Source organism: Lysobacter sp. GX 14042 (genome assembly GCF_021390425.1).
GTDB lineage: Bacteria > Pseudomonadota > Gammaproteobacteria > Xanthomonadales > Xanthomonadaceae > Novilysobacter.
Genome location: NZ_JAJUWY010000003.1, coordinates 1 through 19,364 on the forward strand (window position 1 = coordinate 1; position 19,364 = coordinate 19,364).

General features: G+C 71.4%; 16 protein-coding genes and 1 pseudogene. 8 read left to right on the top strand and 9 right to left on the bottom strand.

From position 1 onward, the window contains the following. Positions 1–50: 50 nt before the first annotated feature. Positions 51–1,274 carry a tyrosine--tRNA ligase gene (gene tyrS / locus LY625_RS06230; protein ID WP_233739069.1) on the bottom strand — a complete coding sequence of 408 codons (1,224 nt, stop codon included), beginning with the start codon at positions 1,272–1,274 and terminating at the stop codon, positions 51–53. A gap of 338 nt (positions 1,275–1,612) precedes the next feature. Here tyrS and LY625_RS06235 point away from each other — a divergent pair, with 338 nt between their 5' ends. Both LY625_RS06235 and LY625_RS06240 read left to right on the top strand, forming a co-directional pair. Further along, positions 1,613–2,875: a peptidoglycan DD-metalloendopeptidase family protein gene (locus tag LY625_RS06235; protein WP_233739071.1), complete on the top strand. Its 1,263-nt coding sequence runs from the start codon at positions 1,613–1,615 to the stop codon at positions 2,873–2,875. A gap of 82 nt (positions 2,876–2,957) precedes the next feature. Then, positions 2,958–4,067: an anhydro-N-acetylmuramic acid kinase gene (locus LY625_RS06240; protein ID WP_233738355.1), complete on the top strand. Its 1,110-nt coding sequence runs from the start codon at positions 2,958–2,960 to the stop codon at positions 4,065–4,067. Here LY625_RS06240 and LY625_RS06245 read toward each other — a convergent pair. Genes LY625_RS06245 through LY625_RS06255 form a run of 3 tightly spaced genes read right to left on the bottom strand, consistent with a single transcriptional unit; the run spans position 4,049 to position 6,538 of the window. Next, complete coding sequence (locus tag LY625_RS06245; RefSeq protein ID WP_233738356.1) at positions 4,049–4,351, bottom strand: hypothetical protein; 303 nt, start codon at positions 4,349–4,351, stop codon at positions 4,049–4,051. The two genes, LY625_RS06240 and LY625_RS06245, sit on opposite strands and share 19 nt — an antisense overlap. After that, a complete protein-coding gene (locus tag LY625_RS06250; RefSeq protein WP_233738357.1) occupies positions 4,348–5,781 on the bottom strand; it encodes an MFS transporter in 1,434 nt (477 codons plus the stop codon). Before LY625_RS06250 ends, LY625_RS06245 begins: the two co-directional genes overlap by 4 nt. After that, positions 5,771–6,538, bottom strand: coding sequence for an exodeoxyribonuclease III (locus LY625_RS06255; protein ID WP_233738358.1), 768 nt, complete (start codon positions 6,536–6,538; stop codon positions 5,771–5,773). The genes LY625_RS06250 and LY625_RS06255 overlap by 11 nt, the downstream gene beginning before the upstream one ends. 129 nt (positions 6,539–6,667) lie before the next feature. On the opposite strand from LY625_RS06255, the gene pyrE reads away from it, so the two are divergent. Both pyrE and LY625_RS06265 read left to right on the top strand, forming a co-directional pair. After that, positions 6,668–7,330: an orotate phosphoribosyltransferase gene (gene pyrE / locus LY625_RS06260; RefSeq protein WP_233738359.1), complete on the top strand. Its 663-nt coding sequence runs from the start codon at positions 6,668–6,670 to the stop codon at positions 7,328–7,330. A 95-nt stretch (positions 7,331–7,425) separates the two neighbouring features. After that, on the top strand, positions 7,426–8,079 hold the full coding sequence (locus tag LY625_RS06265) for a hypothetical protein (RefSeq protein ID WP_233738360.1): 654 nt from the start codon (positions 7,426–7,428) through the stop codon (positions 8,077–8,079). A 57-nt stretch (positions 8,080–8,136) separates the two neighbouring features. Here the strand turns inward: LY625_RS06265 and LY625_RS06270 are convergent, their stop codons facing one another. The 3 genes and pseudogenes from LY625_RS06270 to coaBC all read right to left on the bottom strand — a co-directional run bounded on the left by LY625_RS06270 (position 8,137) and on the right by coaBC (position 12,205). Beyond that, the gene (locus tag LY625_RS06270) at positions 8,137–10,488 is read right to left on the bottom strand and encodes a phosphomannomutase/phosphoglucomutase (protein WP_343223469.1); all 2,352 of its coding nucleotides are present in this window, start codon (positions 10,486–10,488) and stop codon (positions 8,137–8,139) included. A gap of 21 nt (positions 10,489–10,509) precedes the next feature. Continuing rightward, positions 10,510–10,968, bottom strand: a complete 459-nt coding sequence (gene dut, locus LY625_RS06275; RefSeq protein ID WP_233738361.1) for a dUTP diphosphatase — start codon at positions 10,966–10,968, stop codon at positions 10,510–10,512. Beyond that, positions 10,968–12,205, bottom strand: a pseudogene (gene coaBC, locus LY625_RS06280) (bifunctional phosphopantothenoylcysteine decarboxylase/phosphopantothenate--cysteine ligase CoaBC). The gene dut and the pseudogene coaBC overlap by 1 nt, the downstream one beginning before the upstream one ends. Positions 12,206–12,318: 113 nt before the next feature. On the opposite strand from coaBC, the gene radC reads away from it, so the two are divergent. From radC to LY625_RS06295, 3 genes are all read left to right on the top strand, one after another. Continuing rightward, positions 12,319–12,993, top strand: coding sequence for a DNA repair protein RadC (gene radC, locus LY625_RS06285; protein ID WP_233738362.1), 675 nt, complete (start codon positions 12,319–12,321; stop codon positions 12,991–12,993). Positions 12,994–13,061: 68 nt separating this feature from the next. Then, positions 13,062–14,750, top strand: a complete 1,689-nt coding sequence (gene argS / locus LY625_RS06290) for an arginine--tRNA ligase (RefSeq protein ID WP_233738363.1) — start codon at positions 13,062–13,064, stop codon at positions 14,748–14,750. Beyond that, positions 14,751–15,542, top strand: coding sequence for an SPOR domain-containing protein (locus LY625_RS06295; RefSeq protein WP_233738364.1), 792 nt, complete (start codon positions 14,751–14,753; stop codon positions 15,540–15,542). Here the strand turns inward: LY625_RS06295 and LY625_RS06300 are convergent. After that, positions 15,529–16,404, bottom strand: a complete 876-nt coding sequence (locus tag LY625_RS06300; protein ID WP_233738365.1) for an NAD(P)-dependent oxidoreductase — start codon at positions 16,402–16,404, stop codon at positions 15,529–15,531. The two genes, LY625_RS06295 and LY625_RS06300, sit on opposite strands and share 14 nt — an antisense overlap. Further along, complete coding sequence (gene speA, locus LY625_RS06305; protein ID WP_233738366.1) at positions 16,401–18,347, bottom strand: arginine decarboxylase; 1,947 nt, start codon at positions 18,345–18,347, stop codon at positions 16,401–16,403. The genes LY625_RS06300 and speA overlap by 4 nt, the downstream gene beginning before the upstream one ends. 153 nt (positions 18,348–18,500) lie before the next feature. Here speA and speE point away from each other — a divergent pair, with 153 nt between their 5' ends. After that, the gene (speE, locus tag LY625_RS06310) at positions 18,501–19,358 is read left to right on the top strand and encodes a polyamine aminopropyltransferase (protein ID WP_233738367.1); all 858 of its coding nucleotides are present in this window, start codon (positions 18,501–18,503) and stop codon (positions 19,356–19,358) included. Positions 19,359–19,364 lie beyond the last annotated feature (6 nt).

A 19,364-nucleotide genomic window follows, 5' to 3' on the forward strand; every position in this document is an offset into this window, starting at 1 on the left:
CACGGCCATCACGCGGTGGAAGCCCCAGGTGGTAACGCGAGGGGAACTGTTCAGGTAGACACCAGGAGCACCCGGGCGAAGGTCCGCTTGCCGACCTGCAACAGGCCCTGGAAGCCGGGCAGCAACACGCGCTGGGCGTCCTCGACCACCTCCCCGTCGATCCGCACCGCGCGCTCGCGCAACTTGCGGTTCGCCTCCGAATTGCTGGGAGTCAGGCCGGCGGCGGTCAGCGCCGCGGCAATCCGCAGCCCTTCGCCCGGGACGGCGACCTCCTGCAGCGGCAGCAGGCGGGTATCGCCCTCTCCACGCACGGCGGCATTCCATCCGGCGACCGCCTCGTCGGCAGCCGCTTCGCCGTGGAACCGGGCCGCCAGCTCGTGCGCCAGGCGCAGCTTGAGGTCACGCGGGTTGAGCTCACCGGCCCCGATCGCCCGCCGCGCCGCCGCCGCCTCGTCCACGCTGATCTGGAAGCTGAGCAGGTCGATCCACTTCCACATCAGCGCGTCACCGATCTTCATCGCCTTGGTGACGATGTCGATCGCCGGTTCGTCGATGCCGATGTAGTTGCCCAGCGACTTGCTCATCTTCTGCACGCCGTCCAGGCCTTCCAGCAGCGGCATGGTCAATACCACCTGCGGCTTCTGCCCGTGGTGCTCCTGCAGGCCGCGGCCCATCAGCAGGTTGAACTTCTGGTCGGTGCCGCCGAGCTCGACATCCGCCTGCAGGGCCACCGAGTCGTATCCCTGCACCAGGGGATAGAGGAACTCATGGATCGCGATCGGCTGCTGCGCGGCGTAGCGCTTGGCGAAGTCGTCGCGCTCGAGCATGCGCGCGACGGTGTGCTGGCCGGCCAGGCGGATCATGTCGGCCGCCGACATCGACCCGAACCACTCGGAGTTGAAGCGCACCACGGTGCGCTCCGGGTCGAGCACCTTGTAGACCTGGTCGGCGTAGGTCCTGGCATTGGCCAGCACCTGCTCGCGGTCGAGCGGCTTGCGGGTGACGTTCTTGCCGGAGGGGTCGCCGATCATCCCGGTGAAGTCGCCGATCAGGAACACCACTTCGTGGCCGAGGTCCTGGAAAACCCGCAGCTTGTTGAGCAACACGGTGTGGCCCAGGTGCAGGTCGGGGGCGGTGGGGTCGAAGCCGGCCTTGATACGCAGCGGTCGTCCGCTCGCCAGGCGCTCGGCCAACTCTTCACGCTTGAGCAGTTCATCGGCACCCCGCTCAATGAGGGCGAGCGCGGATGCCACGGTGGAAGCTGAATTGGGGATCACGGGGTTACCTGTTAAGAGCTCTGAACATTCGCGGTCACGTCATTGAATCCCGGCTGAGCCGGAGACCTGGGTCACGGGTCTGAAAAGCCATGGGGGTCAAGGGTTTGACGCATAATCCTCGCGCCTCTATCGTACCTTCCACACGGCGCCTTCACACAGACGGCCCAGGGGATCCCTTGATGATGTCACCCGGAACCGGTCACGCCCGGCGCGAACGCCTGAAGCAATTGCGCGAAGCCGCCCTGCACCGACCGGTGCCGGCCCACGGCCACACCCACGGATTCACCGGTCGATGGTCGCGCCGGCAGTGGGCCCAGGCCAGCCTGTTGGCCACGATGGCAGCGCTGACGGCGGCCATCGTTCCCGGCTTCGGCGACCTGTCGCCCAGCCACGCGCATGTCCCGCTGCAGTCGACGGTACTGCCGCTGCCGCCGATGCCGGCCCGGGAGGACACCGCACCGGCCGAGCTGTGGCAGACCGTCGAGGTCCGCAAGGGCCAGACCCTGGGCGAGCTGTTCCAGCAGATGGGCGTGCCGGCCACGACCATGCACCGCATCCTTGAACAGCCTGGCGCCGAGCAGGCGCTTACCCGGCTGCGCCCGGGCGCGGAGCTCGGTTTCGAGATCGGCGCCGAAGGCGAACTGCTCGGCTTCCGCTACCAGCGTGACCGCGACAACCGGGTCGAGGTGAGCCTGGCCGATGGCGCGGTCAAGCAGCGCACCATCGAGCTGCCGCGCGAGATCCGCTCGCGCGTGGTCACCGGCGAGATCGGCACCTCGCTGTATGCCGCCGCCCGCAAGGCGGGGCTGTCGCCGGCCTCCATCGCCACGATGACCGACGAGATCTTCCAGTACGACATCGACTTCACCACCTCGCAGAAGGGCGACCGCTTCAGCGTGGTCTACGACGAGGTGTGGCGCGACGGCGAGCGCATCGGCAGCGGCGAGATCCAGGCCGCCACCTTCAGCACCGGCGGCAAGACCTATACCGGCCTGCGTTTCGAGCACGATGGCCAAGCGGGCTACTTCGACGCCGAGGGACGCCCGCTGAAGAAGGCCTTCATCCGCATGCCGATCCCCTACGCACGGGTGACCTCCGGCTTCACCAGTGCGCGCAAGCACCCGGTGCTGGGCAAGACCCGGGCACACAGGGGCGTGGACTACGGCGCGCGTCCCGGCACCCCGATCATGGCCGCCGGCGACGCCCGGGTGACCTTCGTGGGCTGGCAGAACGGCTACGGGCGCACGGTGATCCTCGACCACGGCAAGGGCCACACCACGCTGTACGCGCACATGTCGCGTTTCGGCAACTTCAAGCGCGGCCAGCGGGTCAAGCAGGGCCAGACCATCGGCTTTGTCGGCGCCAGCGGCCTGGCGACCGGCCCCCACCTGCACTACGAGTTCCGCGTCAACGGCGTGCACAAGAATCCGCTGGCGGTGACCCTGCCGCCGCCGGAGCCGCTGAAGGGCTCGGCACTGGTCGCGTTCCGTGCCGCCACCGCACCGGCCCTGGCACGGCTGCAACAGGCCGATGACCGCGCGCGCCGTGCCGCGGCGATGGCGGCGACCGCACCGGCCGACAGCGCGCCCAAGGCCTGACATGACAGATGGCGGTCCGGGGCCGGGCCCTTCAGGGCCGGATCCGTCCGGGCCTGCTCTTCCTGGATTGTTCGTCGGGCTGATGTCGGGCACCAGCGCCGACGGCATCGACGCGGCGTTGGTCGAATTCGACACGGCCGGCCAGTGCCGGCTGGTCCACGGAATCCATAAGGCCTGGGATGACGGGGTCCGCCGGCAGTTGCTGGAGATCGGCCAGGCCCGCGCCGAGCCCGGACTGGACGCGCTGGGAACCCTGGATGTCCGCGTCGCCGAGGCCTTTGCCGCGGCAACCCTGTCACTGCTCGATGCGGCAGCCGTCCCGGCCTCCGCGGTCACCGCGATCGGCTCCCACGGCCAGACCATCCGCCACCGCCCCGCGGGGGCATGCGGCGATGGGCGCCACCCCTTCACCCTGCAGCTGGGCGACGGCAACATCATCGCCGAACGCACCGGCATCGCGACCGTGGCCGACTTCCGCCGCCGCGACGTCGCCGCCGGTGGCCAGGGCGCGCCGCTGCTTCCGGCGCTGCATGCCGCCCTGCTCGCGGCACCCGGCGAGGACCGCGCGGTCCTCAACCTGGGCGGGATCGCCAACCTGACCCTGCTGCCCGGCGCCGGGGAGGGGACCGCCGTCCGTGGTTTCGACACCGGCCCGGCCAACGCCCTGCTCGATGCCTGGTGCGAGCGCCACACCGGCCACCGCTACGACGACGGCGGCCGGTGGGCGGCGGGCGGCACGCTGGACGACACCCTGTTGCAGCGGCTGCTCGCCGAACCCTGGTTCGCGCTGCCGCCCCCGCGCAGCACCGGACGCGAGCAGTTCCACCTGGACTGGGTGCATGCCCGGCTCGCGGGCACGGAACGGGCGCGCGACGTGCAGGCGACGCTGCTGGAGCTGACCGCGTTGACCGTGGCGCAGGCGCTGCAGCGCGAACAGCCCGGCACCTCGCGGGTCCTGGTGTGCGGCGGCGGAGTGCACAACCCGGTGCTGATGGCGCGCCTGGCGGCGCTGCTGCCCGGGACACCGGTGGAGTCGACCGCCGGCCACGGGCTGGACCCGGACTACATCGAGGCAATGGGGTTCGCCTGGCTGGCCCGGCGCACGCTGGCGCGGCTGCCGGGCAACCTGCCGGCGGTCACCGGAGCAGCCGGCCCGCGGGTACTCGGCGTGGTCTATCCAGCGGCGAGCTGACGCGCCGCCGCCCCGCCCTGCGGCTCCTCGCGCGGGGTGCGGGTACGGCCGATCAGCGAGAAACCCGGGTCGTCGGCGATCTGTTCCATGGCATTGATCGCCTCCTGCAGCACCGCCGCGTCGCCCTGGTCGAACCGCGGCATCGCTTCGGCCTCGGCGGCCAGCAGGCCACGCTCGACCAGCTGCCCCAGCGCGTGCTCCAGGCTCCAGCCACGGGAGCCGGCAAACCGGCGCACGCGCTCAAGCAGCAGCGGCTCCAACTCCACCTGTACGTTCCAGCTCATGGTCGTCCACCCTCCTGCGCCGGAGGATATGCCCGGCCGCCGGCCACGCCAACCCGGGGCGTACCCGGGGGCCGGCGGGTGGCCAGCACGATGCACAGCAGCACCCCCGGGATCCCCACCGCGGCGGTGCCGGCGAAGAACAGCGAATAGGCTTCGAGCAGGCCGCGCCCGCTCGCCTCCAGCTGCTCGACCGCCACCCCCGACAGGCCCTTGAGCAGCTTGCCCAGCAAGGCGTAGAACGAGCTGAGCAGCGCGTACTGGGTCGCCGTGTAACCGACGTTGGTCAGGCTGGACATGTAGCCGACCAGGGCCACCCCGGCATAGCCGCTGCAGAAATTGTCGATCACCATCGCCGCGGCGAACACGCCCTCGTCGGCGCCGTGCAGGGCCAGGTAGCTGAAGGCCAGGTTCGACCCCGGCCCGAGCACCGCGCCGGCCAGCAGGGTCGGCATGAAACCGAAACGCACCGCAGTCAGGCCGGCGGCGGCCACCCCGACCACGGTGGCGACCAGCCCGACCGAGCCGCGCACCGCGCCGACGGTTTCCTTGTCGATCCCCAGGTCGGCATAGAAGGGATTGGCCATCGGGCCCATCAGGAAGTCGGGCAGCCGGTACAGGCTGATCACCAGCAGCATCAGCAGTGCCCAGCTGCCGTGCTGGCGGAAGAACGCCACGAATGGCCCGACCACCGCATCGAGCATCCCGTGCCCCGACAGCAGCGGAACCGGCGAGGCGATCGCTGTGGCCGAACCGGTGGCCGTCGGTTCGCGGGCGTACAGGGTCGCGAACACGCCGACGCCCATCAGCACGGCCATCAGCCCGTAGGAAGCCACCCAGCCGACCTGGGCGGCGATGATCAGGATCAGCGCATCGGTGACCAGCAGCGCCCCGCGGTAGCCCAGGGTCGAGGTCGAGGTCAGCAGCCCCTGTTGTTCGGGGCTGCCTGCCGATTCGATGCGCCAGGCGTCGATCACGATGTCCTGGGTCGCCGAGGCGAAGGCCACCACCAGCGCCAGCGCGCCGAACACCAGCAACTGGTCCACGCGCACGCCGGCCAGCAGCAGCGCGCCCTCGCGCGGCTGTACCAGCGCCATGCCGACCAGCGCCGCCGCCACCACCAGCTGCGCCAGCAGCATCCAGCCACGCCGGCGCCCCAGCCAGCGCCCCAGCAGCGGCGCGTCGAGCTTGTCGACCAGCGGCGCCCAGAGGAACTTCAGCGAGTAGGCCAGCCCGACCCAGGACAGGAAGCCGATGGTCGACAGCTCAATGGCGTTTTCGCGCATCCAGAAGCCGAGGGTGTTGCCGACCAGGTAGATCGGCATGCCGGAGCTGAAGCCCAGCAGCAGCATCGCCAGCACCTTGCGCTGGCGCAGGTTGGCCAGGACCGCGCGCCAGCCGGGCGCGACGGTACCGCCGGCCTCAGGACTCATAGTCCACCGTGAACGGCGCATGGTCGGAGAAGCGCGGATCGCGCAGGATCGACCAGCGCTTCAAGCGCTGCGCCAGCGCCGGGGTGACCAGCTGGTAGTCGATCCGCCAGCCGACGTCCTTCGTGTAGGCCTGGCCGCGGTTGCTCCACCAGGTGTAGTCCTGGCCTTCCGGCTCCAGCGCGCGGTAGGCATCGACCCAGCCATCGCCACACAGCCGGTTGAGCCACTCGCGCTCGGGCGGCGTGCAGCCGGAATTCTTCTGGTTGGACTTCCAGTTGCGGATGTCCAGCTCGCTGCGCACGATGTTCCAGTCCCCGCACAGCACGTAGTCGCGGCCGCTGGCCAGCCACTGGTCCAGCACCGGGCGCAGCCAGTCCATGACCTCGAACTTGAAGCCCTGGCGCAGCTCGCCCGAGGAGCCCGAGGGAATGTAGAACGAGACCACCGACAGGTTGCCGAAGCGCGCCTCGATGTAGCGCCCCTCCTCGTCGAAAGGCGCCCAGCCCAGGGCGGTGCGGACCTCGTCGGGCTCGCGCCGGGTGTAGATGGCCACGCCGCTGTAGCCCTTTTTCGTGGTCGCGTCGCGGAAGAAGGCCTGGTAGCCGTCGACCACGAACTCGGGCGCGGCGAGCTGGTGCTCCTGGGCCTTGGTTTCCTGCATGCACAGGATGTCGGCGTCCTGCCCGCGGAACCAGTCGAAGAAGCCCTTGCGGGCCGCCGAACGCACGCCGTTGGCGTTGAAGCTGATGATGCGCATGCACTGCCGGGAATGGTGGAGGGGATGCGGCGGCGCCGCCGGGGCAGGATAGCGCGCCGCCGGCCGGGCGCGGGCAGGCGCGCGGGGCGCGCCGGTATCATCCGGGTTTTCCCCACGCCCGCGACCGCCTTGGACGACCACCGCTCCCGCTTCCTCACGCTGGCGATCGATGCCGGCGCCCTGCGCTTCGGCGAATTCACCCTGAAATCCGGGCGCACCAGCCCGTACTTCTTCAATGCCGGCCGTTTCGATTCCGGGTCCGCCCTGGCCGCCCTGGCGGGCTGCTACGCCGACGCGATCGACGCGGCGGGAGTCGAGTTCGACCTCCTGTTCGGCCCCGCCTACAAGGGCATCCCGCTGGCGACGGCGCTGGCCTGCGAGTACGCCAGGCGCGGGCGCGACCTGCCGGTGGCCTTCAACCGCAAGGAAGCCAAGGCGCACGGCGAAGGCGGGAACCTGATCGGCGCGCCGCTGCAGGGACGGCGGGTGCTGGTGGTCGATGACGTGATCACCGCCGGTACCGCGGTGCGCGAGGCGCTGGCGATGATTGCCGCGGCGGGCGGCGGGGTGGCGGCGGTGGCGATCGCCCTGGACCGCCAGGAGGCACTGGACCCCGACCGCAGCCGGCGCTCGGCGGCCCAGGCGCTGACCGCCGAGGAGGGAATCCCGGTGGTCGCCGTCGCGACGCTCGGGGACCTGCTCGCGCTGTCGGCCGGCAGCCCCGGGCTGGCTGGCCGCCAGCCACTGCTGCAGGCGTATCGTGACCGGTATGGCAGTCGGGACGACACCTGACCGCCAACACTGGCGTGATTCTTGCGTCGGTACTTTGGACGACCCGGGCGCGTCCGACCGCGCCCGGACCGGACCGCAGACAACCGCCTGATGCCATGACCCTGAAGTCGTTCCCGCCCCTGCTTGCCCTCGCCACCGCTGCGCTGCTGGTGGCCCCTCCGGCCGGCGCGCAGAAGCGCGGCGGGGAGACGGCGAAAACCATCTACTGCTGGGAAGAAGACGGCAAGCGGACCTGCGGCGATGCGCTGCCGGTCGACGCGGTGGACAACGCGCGTACCGAGTTCAGCGCCAGTGGCATGCTGACCCGCAAGCTCGGCCGGGCGCTGACCGAGGAAGAGCGCGCCGCCGCCGAGGCATTGGCCGAGATGGAGCGCCAGGCCGCGGCCCAGGTCGCCGCCCGCGCGCGGCAGGAACGGGCGATGGTGCACGCCTATGACAGCGAGCAGGCGCTGGAGCGCGCGTTCGGGGCCCGCCTGGAACTGGTCGATGCCGCCGCGCGAAGCTCCGAGCTGGGCATCGAGAGCATCCGCGGCAGCCTGATGGGCCTGCTGCGCCAGGCCGCGGAGGCCGAACTGGCCGGCCGGCCGGTGCCCGCGACGCTCGCCAGCGGCATCCGGGAACAGCACGGCGGCCTGCGTCGCCAGCAGGCGCAACTGGAGCAGCAACAGGTGCAGCGGCGCCTGCTGACCGAGGAGTTGGAGCAGGCCCTGGTGCGCTACCGCGAACTCAGGCAGGGCACCACGCGCTGAGACACGCCGCCGGCGCCGCGCCCGCCCGCGTCCGGGCGGACCATCGCGCCACGGCGCTCAGAACCCCAGCGGCAGGTCCGGCTCGAGCGCCAGCAGCCGCCGGCGGAACTCGTCCTGGATCCGCTCCAGCGCGGCCTGGTCGTCGGCATCGAAGCGCAGCACCAGCACCGGGGTGGTGTTGGAAGCACGCACCAGGCCCCAGCCGTCGGGCCAGTCCACCCGCAGGCCATCGATGGTCGACAGCCGGGCGCCGCTGAAGTCCGCCTCGGCAACGAAGCGTTCGACGAAGGAGTGCGGATCCTCGCCCGGCGCCGGCACCTTGATCTCCGGCGTCGAGACGCCCTCCGGCAATGCCTCCAGCACCTCGCCGGCGCTCTCCGCACGGGCAGCCAGGATCTCCAGCAGGCGGGCGGCGGCGTAGATGCCGTCGTCGAAGCCGTACCAGCGCTCCTGGAAGAAGAAGTGGCCGCTCATCTCCCCGGCCAGCTCGGCCCCGGTTTCGCGCATCTTCGACTTGATCAGCGAGTGCCCGGTCTTCCACATCAGCGGGCTGCCGCCATGGCGCAGCACGTAGCCCGGCAGGCGCCCGGTGCACTTCACGTCGAAGATGATCTGGGCGCCCGGGTTGCGCTCGAGCACGTCGGCGGCGAACAGCATCAGCAGCCGGTCCGGGTAGATGTTGTGGCCGTCGCGGGTGACCACGCCGAGGCGGTCGCCGTCGCCGTCGAAGGCGACCCCGAGATCGGCTTCCAGCCTGCCGACCATCTGCACCAGGTCGGCGAGGTTCTGCGGCTCGCTCGGGTCGGGATGGTGGTTGGGGAAGCTGCCGTCGATGTCGCAGTACAGCGGCACCACCTCGGCGCCGATCGCCTCCAGCACCTTGGGACCCAGCCCGCCGGCGACGCCGTTGCCGGCGTCGACCACCACCTTGAGCGGGCGCTCGAGCTGGATGTCGGTGGCCACGCGCTGGACGTAATCGTCCTCGATGTCGCGCTGCTCGAGCCCGCCCTCGGCCGGCGCCTCGTACAGGTGCCCGCCGGCGATGCGCGCGTACAGGTCGGTGACCGCATCGCCCGACAGGGTGTCGCCTCCGACCACGACCTTGAAGCCGTTGTAGTCGGGCGGGTTGTGGCTGCCGGTGACCGACACGCACGAGCCGGCGCGCAGGTGGTAGGCGCCGAAGTACACCAGCGGCGTCGGTGCCATGCCGATGTCGACCACGTTGCGGCCGGCCTTGCGCAGGCCTTCGATGAGCGCCGCCGACAGCATGGAGCCCGACAGCCGCCCGTCGCGGCCGACAACGATGTCGGTCAGCCCCTTTTCCTGCATCACGGTACCGATCGCCTGGCCGACCAGGCTGGCGACCTCCGGCGACAGGGTGCGTCCGACGATGCCGCGGATGTCGTAGGCGCGGAAGATGCCCGGGTCGACCTGTACGTCCGGGACGACCGGCGCGGGCGTGGCGGAATCGGACGGGCCGGCGGAGGGGGTGTCGGTGTCGATCTCGTCGTCCTCGGGTTGTGCGGCCGCTTCGGCCAGGGTCGGCGAATCTGCCGTGTCCTCGATATCGGTGGCGTGAGCATGCGCCCGGACGCGCGCGACCAGGCGCGGTGCCAGCAGCACCAGCAAGGCCAGGCCGAGCAGCACCAGCGCGCCGAGTGTGGCGCCCGGCGCGGAAAGCCCCAGCGGCGCCGGGGCCACGTAGGGCACCGCGGCGGACACCCGCAGGCCGCTGCCGGGCACGCGGGTGCCCAGCGCTTCGGCGCTGCCGGACAGGCGGTTGTCGCCACGTTCGAGCACGCTGTGTCCACCCTGGCGCAGCGCCAGGTAGGTCCCATCGGGAATGGCGGCGCTGCTCACCGGAGCGGTGACCACCTCGAGCGGCAGATGGACCAGCGCCACGGCCAGCAGCCGCCCCTGCTCGCCGCGCACCGGGGCGGCGATCGCCATGCGCTCGGCATCGCCCGCGCGCACCACCCAGGCCACCGGGGCATCGGCCGCCAGCGCGGCTTCCATCGCCCCCAGCCGGCCGTAACCGCCGTCCGGCAACGCCTGGTAGGCGGCATCGAGCTCGGCCGGCATCAGCACGCCGTCCACCACGCCGGTCCAATCGTCGTCGAGCAGATCGGCGGCGCGCGGGAAGTCGCCGTCGGCTGCCGCCTGCTGCACCGGCGCCGAACCGACGCGTTCGGCCATCCGTTGCTGCTGCCCACCCAGGGCTGCGCTGATCCCTGCCACCGCCTCGTCGCGGGCACGGGTGACTCCGCTCCGGCGCTCGCCATCGAGGTGTTGCTGCCAGGCGCTCCAGGCAAACCAGGCGGCAAGCAGCACCAGCAACGCCGCCAGCGCTGCGAGCAGCAGGCGCAGCCGGTCCGGGCCGGATCCGATGCCGTTGGTGGTCTTGCTCACTGTCTTCTCCCCTTTTGCCTTTCAGCGCACACCGGTGTGGCCGAAACCGCCGTCGCCGCGGGCGCTCGGCCGGAACGCGTCCACCACCCGCAGGTTCGCACGGACCACCGGCAACAACACCAGCTGCGCGATCCGGTCCCCCGGCTGGATCGTAAAAGCCTCGTGGCCGCGGTTCCACACGCTGATCTTCAGCGGCCCCTGGTAGTCGGCGTCGACCAGCCCGGTGCCGTTGCCGAGCACGATCCCGTTGCGGTGCCCCAGGCCCGAGCGCGGCAGGATCACCGCACACAGCGACGGGTCCCCGATATGGATCGCCAGCCCCGACGGGACCAGCTCGGCGGCGCCGGGCGCCAGTTCCAGCGGCTGCCCGAGCGCTGCGCGCAGGTCCAGGCCCGCGCTGGCATCGGTGGCGTAGGCCGGCAGCGGCCAGTCGTTGCCCCAGCGCGGATCGAGGATCTTAAGTTCCAGCGTATGGTGCATCAGTCGTGTCCCGGAATGGCCGCCAGGCGCGCGGCCAGCAGTGCGACCAGTTCGGTCGCGACGGTGGTTTTCGGTGCCGGACCCAGCCGGCGGTGGCCCCCGGCCCAGTACACCTCGAGGGTGTTGTCGGCCGACTCGAAGCCGCCATCCGCGCCACCGACCAGGTTGCCGCAGACCAGGTCCAGCCGCTTGTCACGCAACTTGGCGAGGGCGTTGGCCTGCAGCTCGCGGGTTTCCGCGGCGAAGCCGACCACCAGCGCCGGTCGCCGCGGATGGGCGGCGACGTCGGCGAGGATGTCGCGGGTGCGGACCAGCTCGAGCACCAGGCCGTCGCCACCAGGCCGCTTCTTGATCTTGTGGCCGGCGACCGTGGCCGGGGTGAAATCCGCCACCGCCGCAGCGCCGATGTAGAGGTCGGCCGGCAGCGCGTCCATCACCGCCCGGTGCATCCGGGCGGCCGAGCGCACGTCATGGCGCTCCACCCCCGCAGGCGTCGGCAGGACCACCGGTCCGGCGACAAGGGTCACCCGCGCGCCTGCCGCGCGCGCGGCGGCGGCCAGCGCGAAGCCCATCCGACCACTGCTGCGATTGCCGAGGAAACGCACGGGGTCGAGGTCCTCGTAGGTCGGCCCTGCCGTGACCAGGACATGGCGGCCGGCCAGCGCGCTGCCAAGCGAAGTGCTCAACCGGCCGCTCCTGCCAGTTCGGCGACCACCTGCCCGGGTTCGAGCATGCGCCCCTCGCCCACTTCGCCGCATGCCTGGCCACCAGCAGCCGGGCCAAGCACCCGCACGCCACGGCCGCGCAGCAGCGCGAGGTTGGACTGGGTGGCCGGGTGCGCCCACATGAGCCGGTTCATCGCCGGCACCACCGCCAGCGGCGCCGCGGTCGCCAGGCACAGGGTGCTGACCAGGTCGTCGGCCAGGCCGTGGGCGAGCTTCGCCAGGGTATTGGCGGTGGCCGGGGCGACCAGCACCTGGTCGGGCCAGCGGGCGAGCTCGATGTGGCCCATGGCGGCTTCGGCGGCCTCGTCCCACAGGCTGGTGCGGACCGGCCGGCCGGACAGTGCCTGGAAGGTCTGCGCGGTGACGAAGCGGGTGGCGGCATCGGTCATGGCGACCTGCACGCGGGCACCGGCATCCCCCAGCCGGCGCACCAGCGCGGCCGACTTGTAGGCGGCGATGCCGCCGCACACGCACAACAGGATCTTCCGGTCCTGCAAACCATCCACGGGCAAAACTCCGACCTTGCGGGCGGCCGTCAGCTTACCCGACCGGCCAAGGCCGCCCGATGTCGGTGATGCCGGGAACCGGCGAAAGTCGTCTACCTGCCCATCAACGCGCATCCACCATGCACATCCGCGACTGGCCGGCGGGCGAGCGCCCCCGGGAAAAGCTCCTTGCCCGGGGCAGCGGCGCGCTTTCCGACGCCGAACTGCTGGCCCTGTTCCTCGGTTCCGGCCTGGCGGGGCGCGATGCGGTCACCACCGCGCGCGAGCTGCTCGCCGCCCACGGCCCACTGCGTGCCCTGCTGGACCGGCCGCCGGCCGAGCTCGCCCGGCTTCCCGGGCTGGGTCCGGCCCGCGCCTGCACCCTGGCGGCCGCCCTGGAGCTCGGCCACCGGCACCTGGAGGCGCAACTGGAGCGTGGCGCCACGCTGAGCGACCCGCAGGCCGCCGGACGCTACTTCGCCCAGCGCCTGCGCGGGCGCCCGCACGAGGTGTTCGCCGCACTGTTCCTGGACAACCGTCACCGGGCGCTCGGCTTCGAGGAGCTGTTCCGCGGCACCATCGACGGCGCCGAGGTGCACCCGCGCGAGGTGGTGCGCCGGGCACTGGCCCACAACGCGGCGGCGGTGATCGTCGGGCACAACCACCCCAGCGGGAACCGGGAGCCAAGCGCCGCCGACCGCGCAGTCACCGCCCGGCTCAAGCAAGCCCTGGCGCTGGTGGACCTGCGGCTGTTGGACCACTTCGTGATAGCCGACGGCCCGCCGGTCTCCCTGGCCGCCCGCGGCTGGGTCTAACGCCTTCACCGCCGTGGACGCCCGGGAGCGGCTAAAATGGGCGGTTCCGTGCAACGCGCAGGTCACCCGTGAAAGCCTCCCTCCACCTCCTGGTCAGCCGGGCCATCGATGCCCTCCGTTCCGCCGGCACCCTGCCAGCGGATGCGGAAACGCCCGATTTCGTCATCGAGCGGCCGAAGAACCGCAACCAGGGCGACTTTTCGACCAACGCCGCGCTGCTGCTGGCCAAGCCGGCGCGCAGCAACCCGCGGGCGATCGCCCAGGCGCTGGTCGACGCGCTGCCGGTCAATGCCGATGTCGCCGCGGTGGAGGTCGCCGGCCCCGGGTTCATCAATTTCCGCATCAGCGAGGCCTCCTGGCGGCGCCAACTCGGCGAGGTGCTGGCGCGCGGCGCCGATTACGGCCGCAACGAGGCCGGGAGCGGCTGCCGCGCCGGGGTGGAATACGTCTCGGCCAACCCCACCGGCCCGCTGCACGTGGGCCACGGCCGCGCGGCGGTGATCGGCGACTGCATCGCCCGGATCCTGGACGCCAATGGCTGGGAAGTGGTGCGCGAGTACTACTACAACGACGCCGGCGCGCAGATCGACAACCTGGCCCTGTCGGTGCAGGCGCGCGCCCGCGGCCTCGGCCCGGATGACCCGTCCTGGCCGGCCGACGGCTACCGCGGCGATTACATCGTCGATGTCGCCCGCGGCTACCTCGGGCGTGCCGCCGTCGAGCTCGACGGCGAGACCGTGACCGCGGCGGGCGATGCCGACGACCTGGACGCGATCCGGCGCTTCGCCGTCGCCTGGCTGCGCCGGGAGCAGAACGAGGACCTGGCCGCCTACGGGGTCGGCTTCGATGTCTACTTCCTGGAGTCCTCGCTGTACACCGACGGCAAGGTCGAGGAGACCGTCAGGACGCTCACCGCCAACGGCCACACCTACGAGGAAGGCGGCGCATTGTGGCTGCGCACCACCGGGTTCGGCGACGACAAGGACCGGGTGATGCGCAAGTCCGACGGCAGCTACACCTACTTCGTGCCGGACGTGGCCTACCACCTGAGCAAGTGGGAGCGCGGCTACGAACGCGCGATCACCGAGTTGGGCGCCGACCACCACGGTTCGCTGGCGCGGGTGCGTGCCGGCCTGCAGGCGCTGGACGCCGGCATCCCGCAGGGCTGGCCGGAGTACGTGCTGCACCAGATGGTGACCGTGGTGCGCGGCGGCGAGGAAGTGAAGCTGTCCAAGCGCGCCGGCAGCTACCTGACCCTGCGCGACCTGGTCGAAGAGGCCGGGCGCGACGCCACCCGCTGGTTCCTGGTCGCGCGCAAGCCCGATTCGCAGCTGACCTTCGACATCGACCTGGCGCGCAGCCAGTCGCTGGACAACCCGGTCTACTACGTCCAGGTCGCGCATGCGCGCATGTGCGGGCTGGAGCGCCAGATGCGCGAGCGCGGGCTGGCATTCGACCGCGCGAACGGCCTGGCCCAGGCGATCGAGCTCGACGACGAGGCGACCCACGAGCTGGTCACCGGACTGCTGCGCTACCCCGACGTGGTGGCCACCGCCGGGCGCGACCTGGAGCCGCACCAGCTGGCCACCTACCTGCTGGAGTTGGCACAGTCGTTCCAGACGTATTACAACGATCACCAGTTCCTGGTCGACGAAGCCGACATCCGCGATGCGCGCCTGGTGCTCGCGGCGGCAACCCGCCAGGTGCTGGCAAACGGTCTTGGTCTGCTGGGCGTCAGCGCCCCCGAGGTGATGTAAGTGGCGGCACGACGCGGCAAGTCCCAGGCCCGGCGCAACAGCGGCAGCGGAGGGCTGCCCGGCTGGGCGTGGATGATCCTGGGCATCCTGCTGACCCTGCTGGCGGTGGCCTTCGTCCCGCGCCTGCTCAAGCCCGGCGGGGACGGCTTCTTCCGCCCCACCCCCAATCCCGATGCCCAGCCTGCGCCGGTGGCGGTGGACGAATTGCCGGCGCCGGCGGCGCGGCGTACCGACGGGCCGGCAGCCGGCGGCGGGAACGCGTCCGGCGAGCAGCCGCGGCGCGGTTCGCAATACGACTTCTACACCGTGCTGCCCGGGCGCGAGGTGCCGATGACCGACGCCGAACTCGCCGCCACCCAGCGCGAGGAGGCCGAGCGCCTGGCGCGCCAGCAGCAGGAGGCGACAGCGGCCGGCAATGAGGACGCCGCCGAGCTGGCACTGCCCGCGCCGGTCCCGGCCGAGCAGGCACCCGCACAGGCTCCCGCCCAGCCGGCCGGCAGCCAGGCGTCCGCCCAGTCACCGGACGCGGCCCCGACCACCGGCGCCGGGATCGGCGATGGCAGCCGCTACCTGCTGCAGGCCGGTGCGTTCGAGGCCTCCGGCCAGGCCGAAGAGCTCAAGGCGCGCATCGCCCTGCTCGGCCTGACCGCGCGGGTGGAGTCGGCGCGGATCAACGACCGCACGGTCTACCGCGTCCGCATGGGGCCCTACGGCACCGCGGGCGATCTCGCCGAGGCCAAGCAGAAGCTGGCCAACGGCGGGCTCGACGCGCTGGCGATCAAGGTCCAGTAACCGGCTTCGGCCCGGCGCGCTTGAGGTCGATGAGCGAGGAGGTGTCCTCCTCGCCGCGGCGGCGCTCGACCAGCTCGCCGTAGTCGGCCAGCGCCTGCTGCAAGGTCGGCAGCTGCAGGCCGGCGGAGGCGGCGATGGCGCTGGCGATGCGCAGGTCCTTGAGCATGTGGGCGTTCTTGAAACCCGGGGTGAAGCGGCTTTCCAGCAGGGTCGCCCCGCGTTTTTCCAGGAACCAGTTGCCGGCCGCACCGGCCATCAGGGTCGGCAACAGGGTCTGCGGGTCCAGTCCGAGCTTCTCGCCCAGCGCCAGTCCCTCGCACACCGCCTCGTTGATCCCGGCCACCAGCACCTGGTTGACCGCCTTGGTCGCCTGGCCGGCGCCGGTGCCGCCCATGTGGCTGATGCGCGCGGCGTAGGCCTCCAGCACCGGGCGCACCTGCTCCAGCACCGCGGCCTCGCCCCCGGCCATCACCGACAGCCGGCCGTTGCGCGCGCCCTCCACCCCACCCGACACCGGCGCGTCGATGAAGCCGATGCCCTCCGCGCCCAGCAGCGCGGCTGCCCGGGTCGCGGTCTGCACCGAGACGGTCGAGTGGTCGACCACCACCGCGCCGCGCCTGAGCACCCGGGCCAGCGCGGCGACGTTTTCCAGCACGTCGGCATCCAGCGAGACGCACAGCGCCACCACGTCGCAGTCGGCGAAGTTGTCCGCGGAACGCGCCGCGCGCACGCCCAGCCCGGCGGCCAGGGCATCGGCCTTGGCCTGGGTGCGGTTGCCGACCGCGGTCAGCAGCCCGCGGGCGTGCAGGTGGCGGGCCATCGGAGCGCCCATTGCGCCCAGCCCGATGAAGCCGGTGCTCATGCGCCACCCCCGTCCATGCCGACCGGTGGGCGGTCCTCCAGGTAGGTGTAGGCGGTAAGCCCGGCCTCCAGCGCGTCCTCCAGCCGCTCGGCCTCCTCCGGCGACAGCTCGGCGCAGGCGACCTTCGCCCGGTAGGCGCGGCGCAGGTCGTCGAGCCTGTAGCCGACGTAGTCCAGCATCACGTCGGCGGTGTCGCCGCGGCGCTGCTGGGTGATCTTCACCCCGTCCCCGTCGATGCGTGCCTCGACCGCATCGGTGTCGCCGAACAGGTTGTGGATGTCGCCGAGGATCTCCTGGTAGGCACCGACCAGGAAGAAGCCCAGCCGGTACGCCTCGCCCGGTACCGGCGCATGCAGCGGCATCGAGCTGTCCAGGCCCTCGTCCTCGACATAGGTGTCGATGCGCCCGTCGGAGTCGCAGGTCAGGTCCTTGATCACCCCCCGGCGGTCCGGGCGCTGGTCCAGCCGCTCGATCGGCATGATCGGGAACACCTGCCCGATCGCCCACACGTCGGGCATCGACTCGAACACGCTGAAGTTGACGAAGTACTTGTCGACCAGCCGCTGGTTGAGTTCCTCCAGTACCGGCTGGTGGGCCTTCTCGCCGGCGTCCAGGCGCGCGCGCACCCCGTGGGCGACCAGGTAGAACAGGTCGTCGATCCGCGCCCGGTGCACCAGGTCGATCTGCCCAAGGGCGTAGGCGGCCAGGCCCTCGCTGTGGAAGTGCGCCGCCTCGTGGAACAGCTCCACCGGCGGGCGCTGGCCCAGCTCGGCGTGGATCTCGCGCAGCTGGCGGATCACCTGCGGCTCGTCGTCGTGCACGTCGGGCACCCGGCCCTCCGGCGCGCGTTCGACCTCGCTGACGTTGGCCACCAGCACCGCGTGGTGGGCGGTCATCGCGCGGCCGCACTCGGTGACGATGCGCGGCGGCGGCAGGCCGTGCTCGGCGCAGGCGGTGGCCAGCGGCTGGACGATGTTGAGCGCGTACTGGTCAACGCCGTAGTTGATCGAGCACTCGCTGCGCGAGCGGGTGCCCTCGTAGTCCACCCCCAGCCCTCCGCCCACGTCCATGTAGCGCAGCTGCGCGCCCAGCCCGGACAGCTCGACCAGGTAGCGGGTCGCCTCGCGCATGCCGCCGGCGATGTCGCGTACGTTGGAGATCTGGCTGCCCATGTGGAAATGCAGCAGCTGCAGGCAGTGGGTCATCCCGCTGTCGCGCAGGCGCTTCCACAGGTCCAGCAGCTGGCGCGGGGACAGGCCGAACTTGGCCTTGTCGCCGCCGCTGTTCTGCCACTTGCCCGCGCCCAGCGTGGCCAGGCGCATGCGCACGCCCAGCAACGGCTCCACGCCCAGCGCGCGCGCCTCCTCCAGCACCAGTGGCAGCTCCGACGGCTTCTCGATGACGATGAACGTCTCCAGCCCCAGCTTGCGGCCGATCAGCGCCAGGCGGATGTACTCGCGGTCCTTGTAGCCGTTGCAGACGATCAGCCCGCCGGGCCGGCTCAGCGCCAGCACCGCCATCAGCTCGGGCTTGCTGCCGGCCTCCAGGCCAAAGGCGGTGGCGGCGGGCGTGGCCGGCGCTCCGGCCACCGCATCGTGGCCGTGCGCGGCCAGCATCCCGGCCACGCCAGCGTGCTGGTTGACCTTGATCGGATAGACCGCGGTGTAGCCGCCGGCGTAGTCCAGTTCGTCCATGGCCCGGGCGAAGGCGCCCTGCAGCCGGCGCAGGCGATCACCGAGGATGTCCGGGAAGCGCACCAGCAGCGGCAGCTTGGCGCCGCTGCCGCGGGCCCGGTCGACCACCTCGGCCAGCGCCACCGAAGGGCCGTCGGCGCCGCGCGGATGCACCCGCACCCGGCCGCTGTCGTCGACATCGTAGTAGCCCTCCGACCAGTAGGGAACGGAATAGGTCTGGCGGGCCAGCTGGGTCGACCAGTCGGTCATTCGTCTCACCGGGGGCAGTGCGTGGGGATGCGCATTCTAGCCGGCGGTCCGGGTGTGTCCCGTCAGTGCCGGTCACGGGGTTCACCGTCCGGCTTGGCTACAATCCGCGGCCCTTACAGCCGTGCCCCGCGCGGCCCCGACCACGGACATCGCATGAACGCTGACACCCAGTGGCACTACGAGAACTTCGAGCCGACCGGTTCGGCCATCGGCTACCGGATCACCCGCAAGCTCGACGAGGTCCGCTCGCCGTTCCAGCGCATCGAAATTTTCGAGACGACCGACTGGGGCAACCTGATGCTGATCGACGGCGCGGTGATGCTCACCAGCCGCGACAACTTCCTGTACCACGAAATGATGTCGCACCCGGCGCTGTTCACCCACGCCGACCCGAAGGACGTGGTGATCATCGGCGGCGGCGACTGCGGCACGCTGCGCGAGGTGCTCAGGCATCCCGGCGTGCGCACCGCGGTGCAGTGCGACATCGACGAGCAGGTTACCCGGATGTCGGAGAAGCACTTCCCCGAGCTGTGCGAGTCCAACGATGACCCGCGCGCGCAGCTGCTGTTCGACGACGGCATCGCCTACATGAGGAACTGCGCGCCGGGCAGCCTGGACATCGTGATCGTCGATTCCACCGACCCGGTCGGCCCGGCCGAGGGCCTGTTCAACCGGGCCTTCTATGAATCCTGCTTCCGCGCCCTGCGCGAGGACGGGATCCTGGTCCAGCAGTCCGAGTCGCCGTTGGCGCTGCTGGAACTGATCCGGGAGATGCGCGCGGAAATGGGCAAGGCCGGGTTCGGCGCGTTCCAGACCCTGTCCTTCCCGCAGCCGTGCTACCCGACCGGCTGGTGGAGCTGCACGCTGGCGCGCAAGCAGGCCGGTGCGGACTTCGGGTTCCGCGAGGCCGACGCGCATGCCAAGGCGTTCGATACCCGGTACTACAGTGCCGGTATCCACCGCGCCGCCGCGGTGCTCCCGCCGTTCGTGCGCGAGGCACTGGACGGCTGAAGCCGG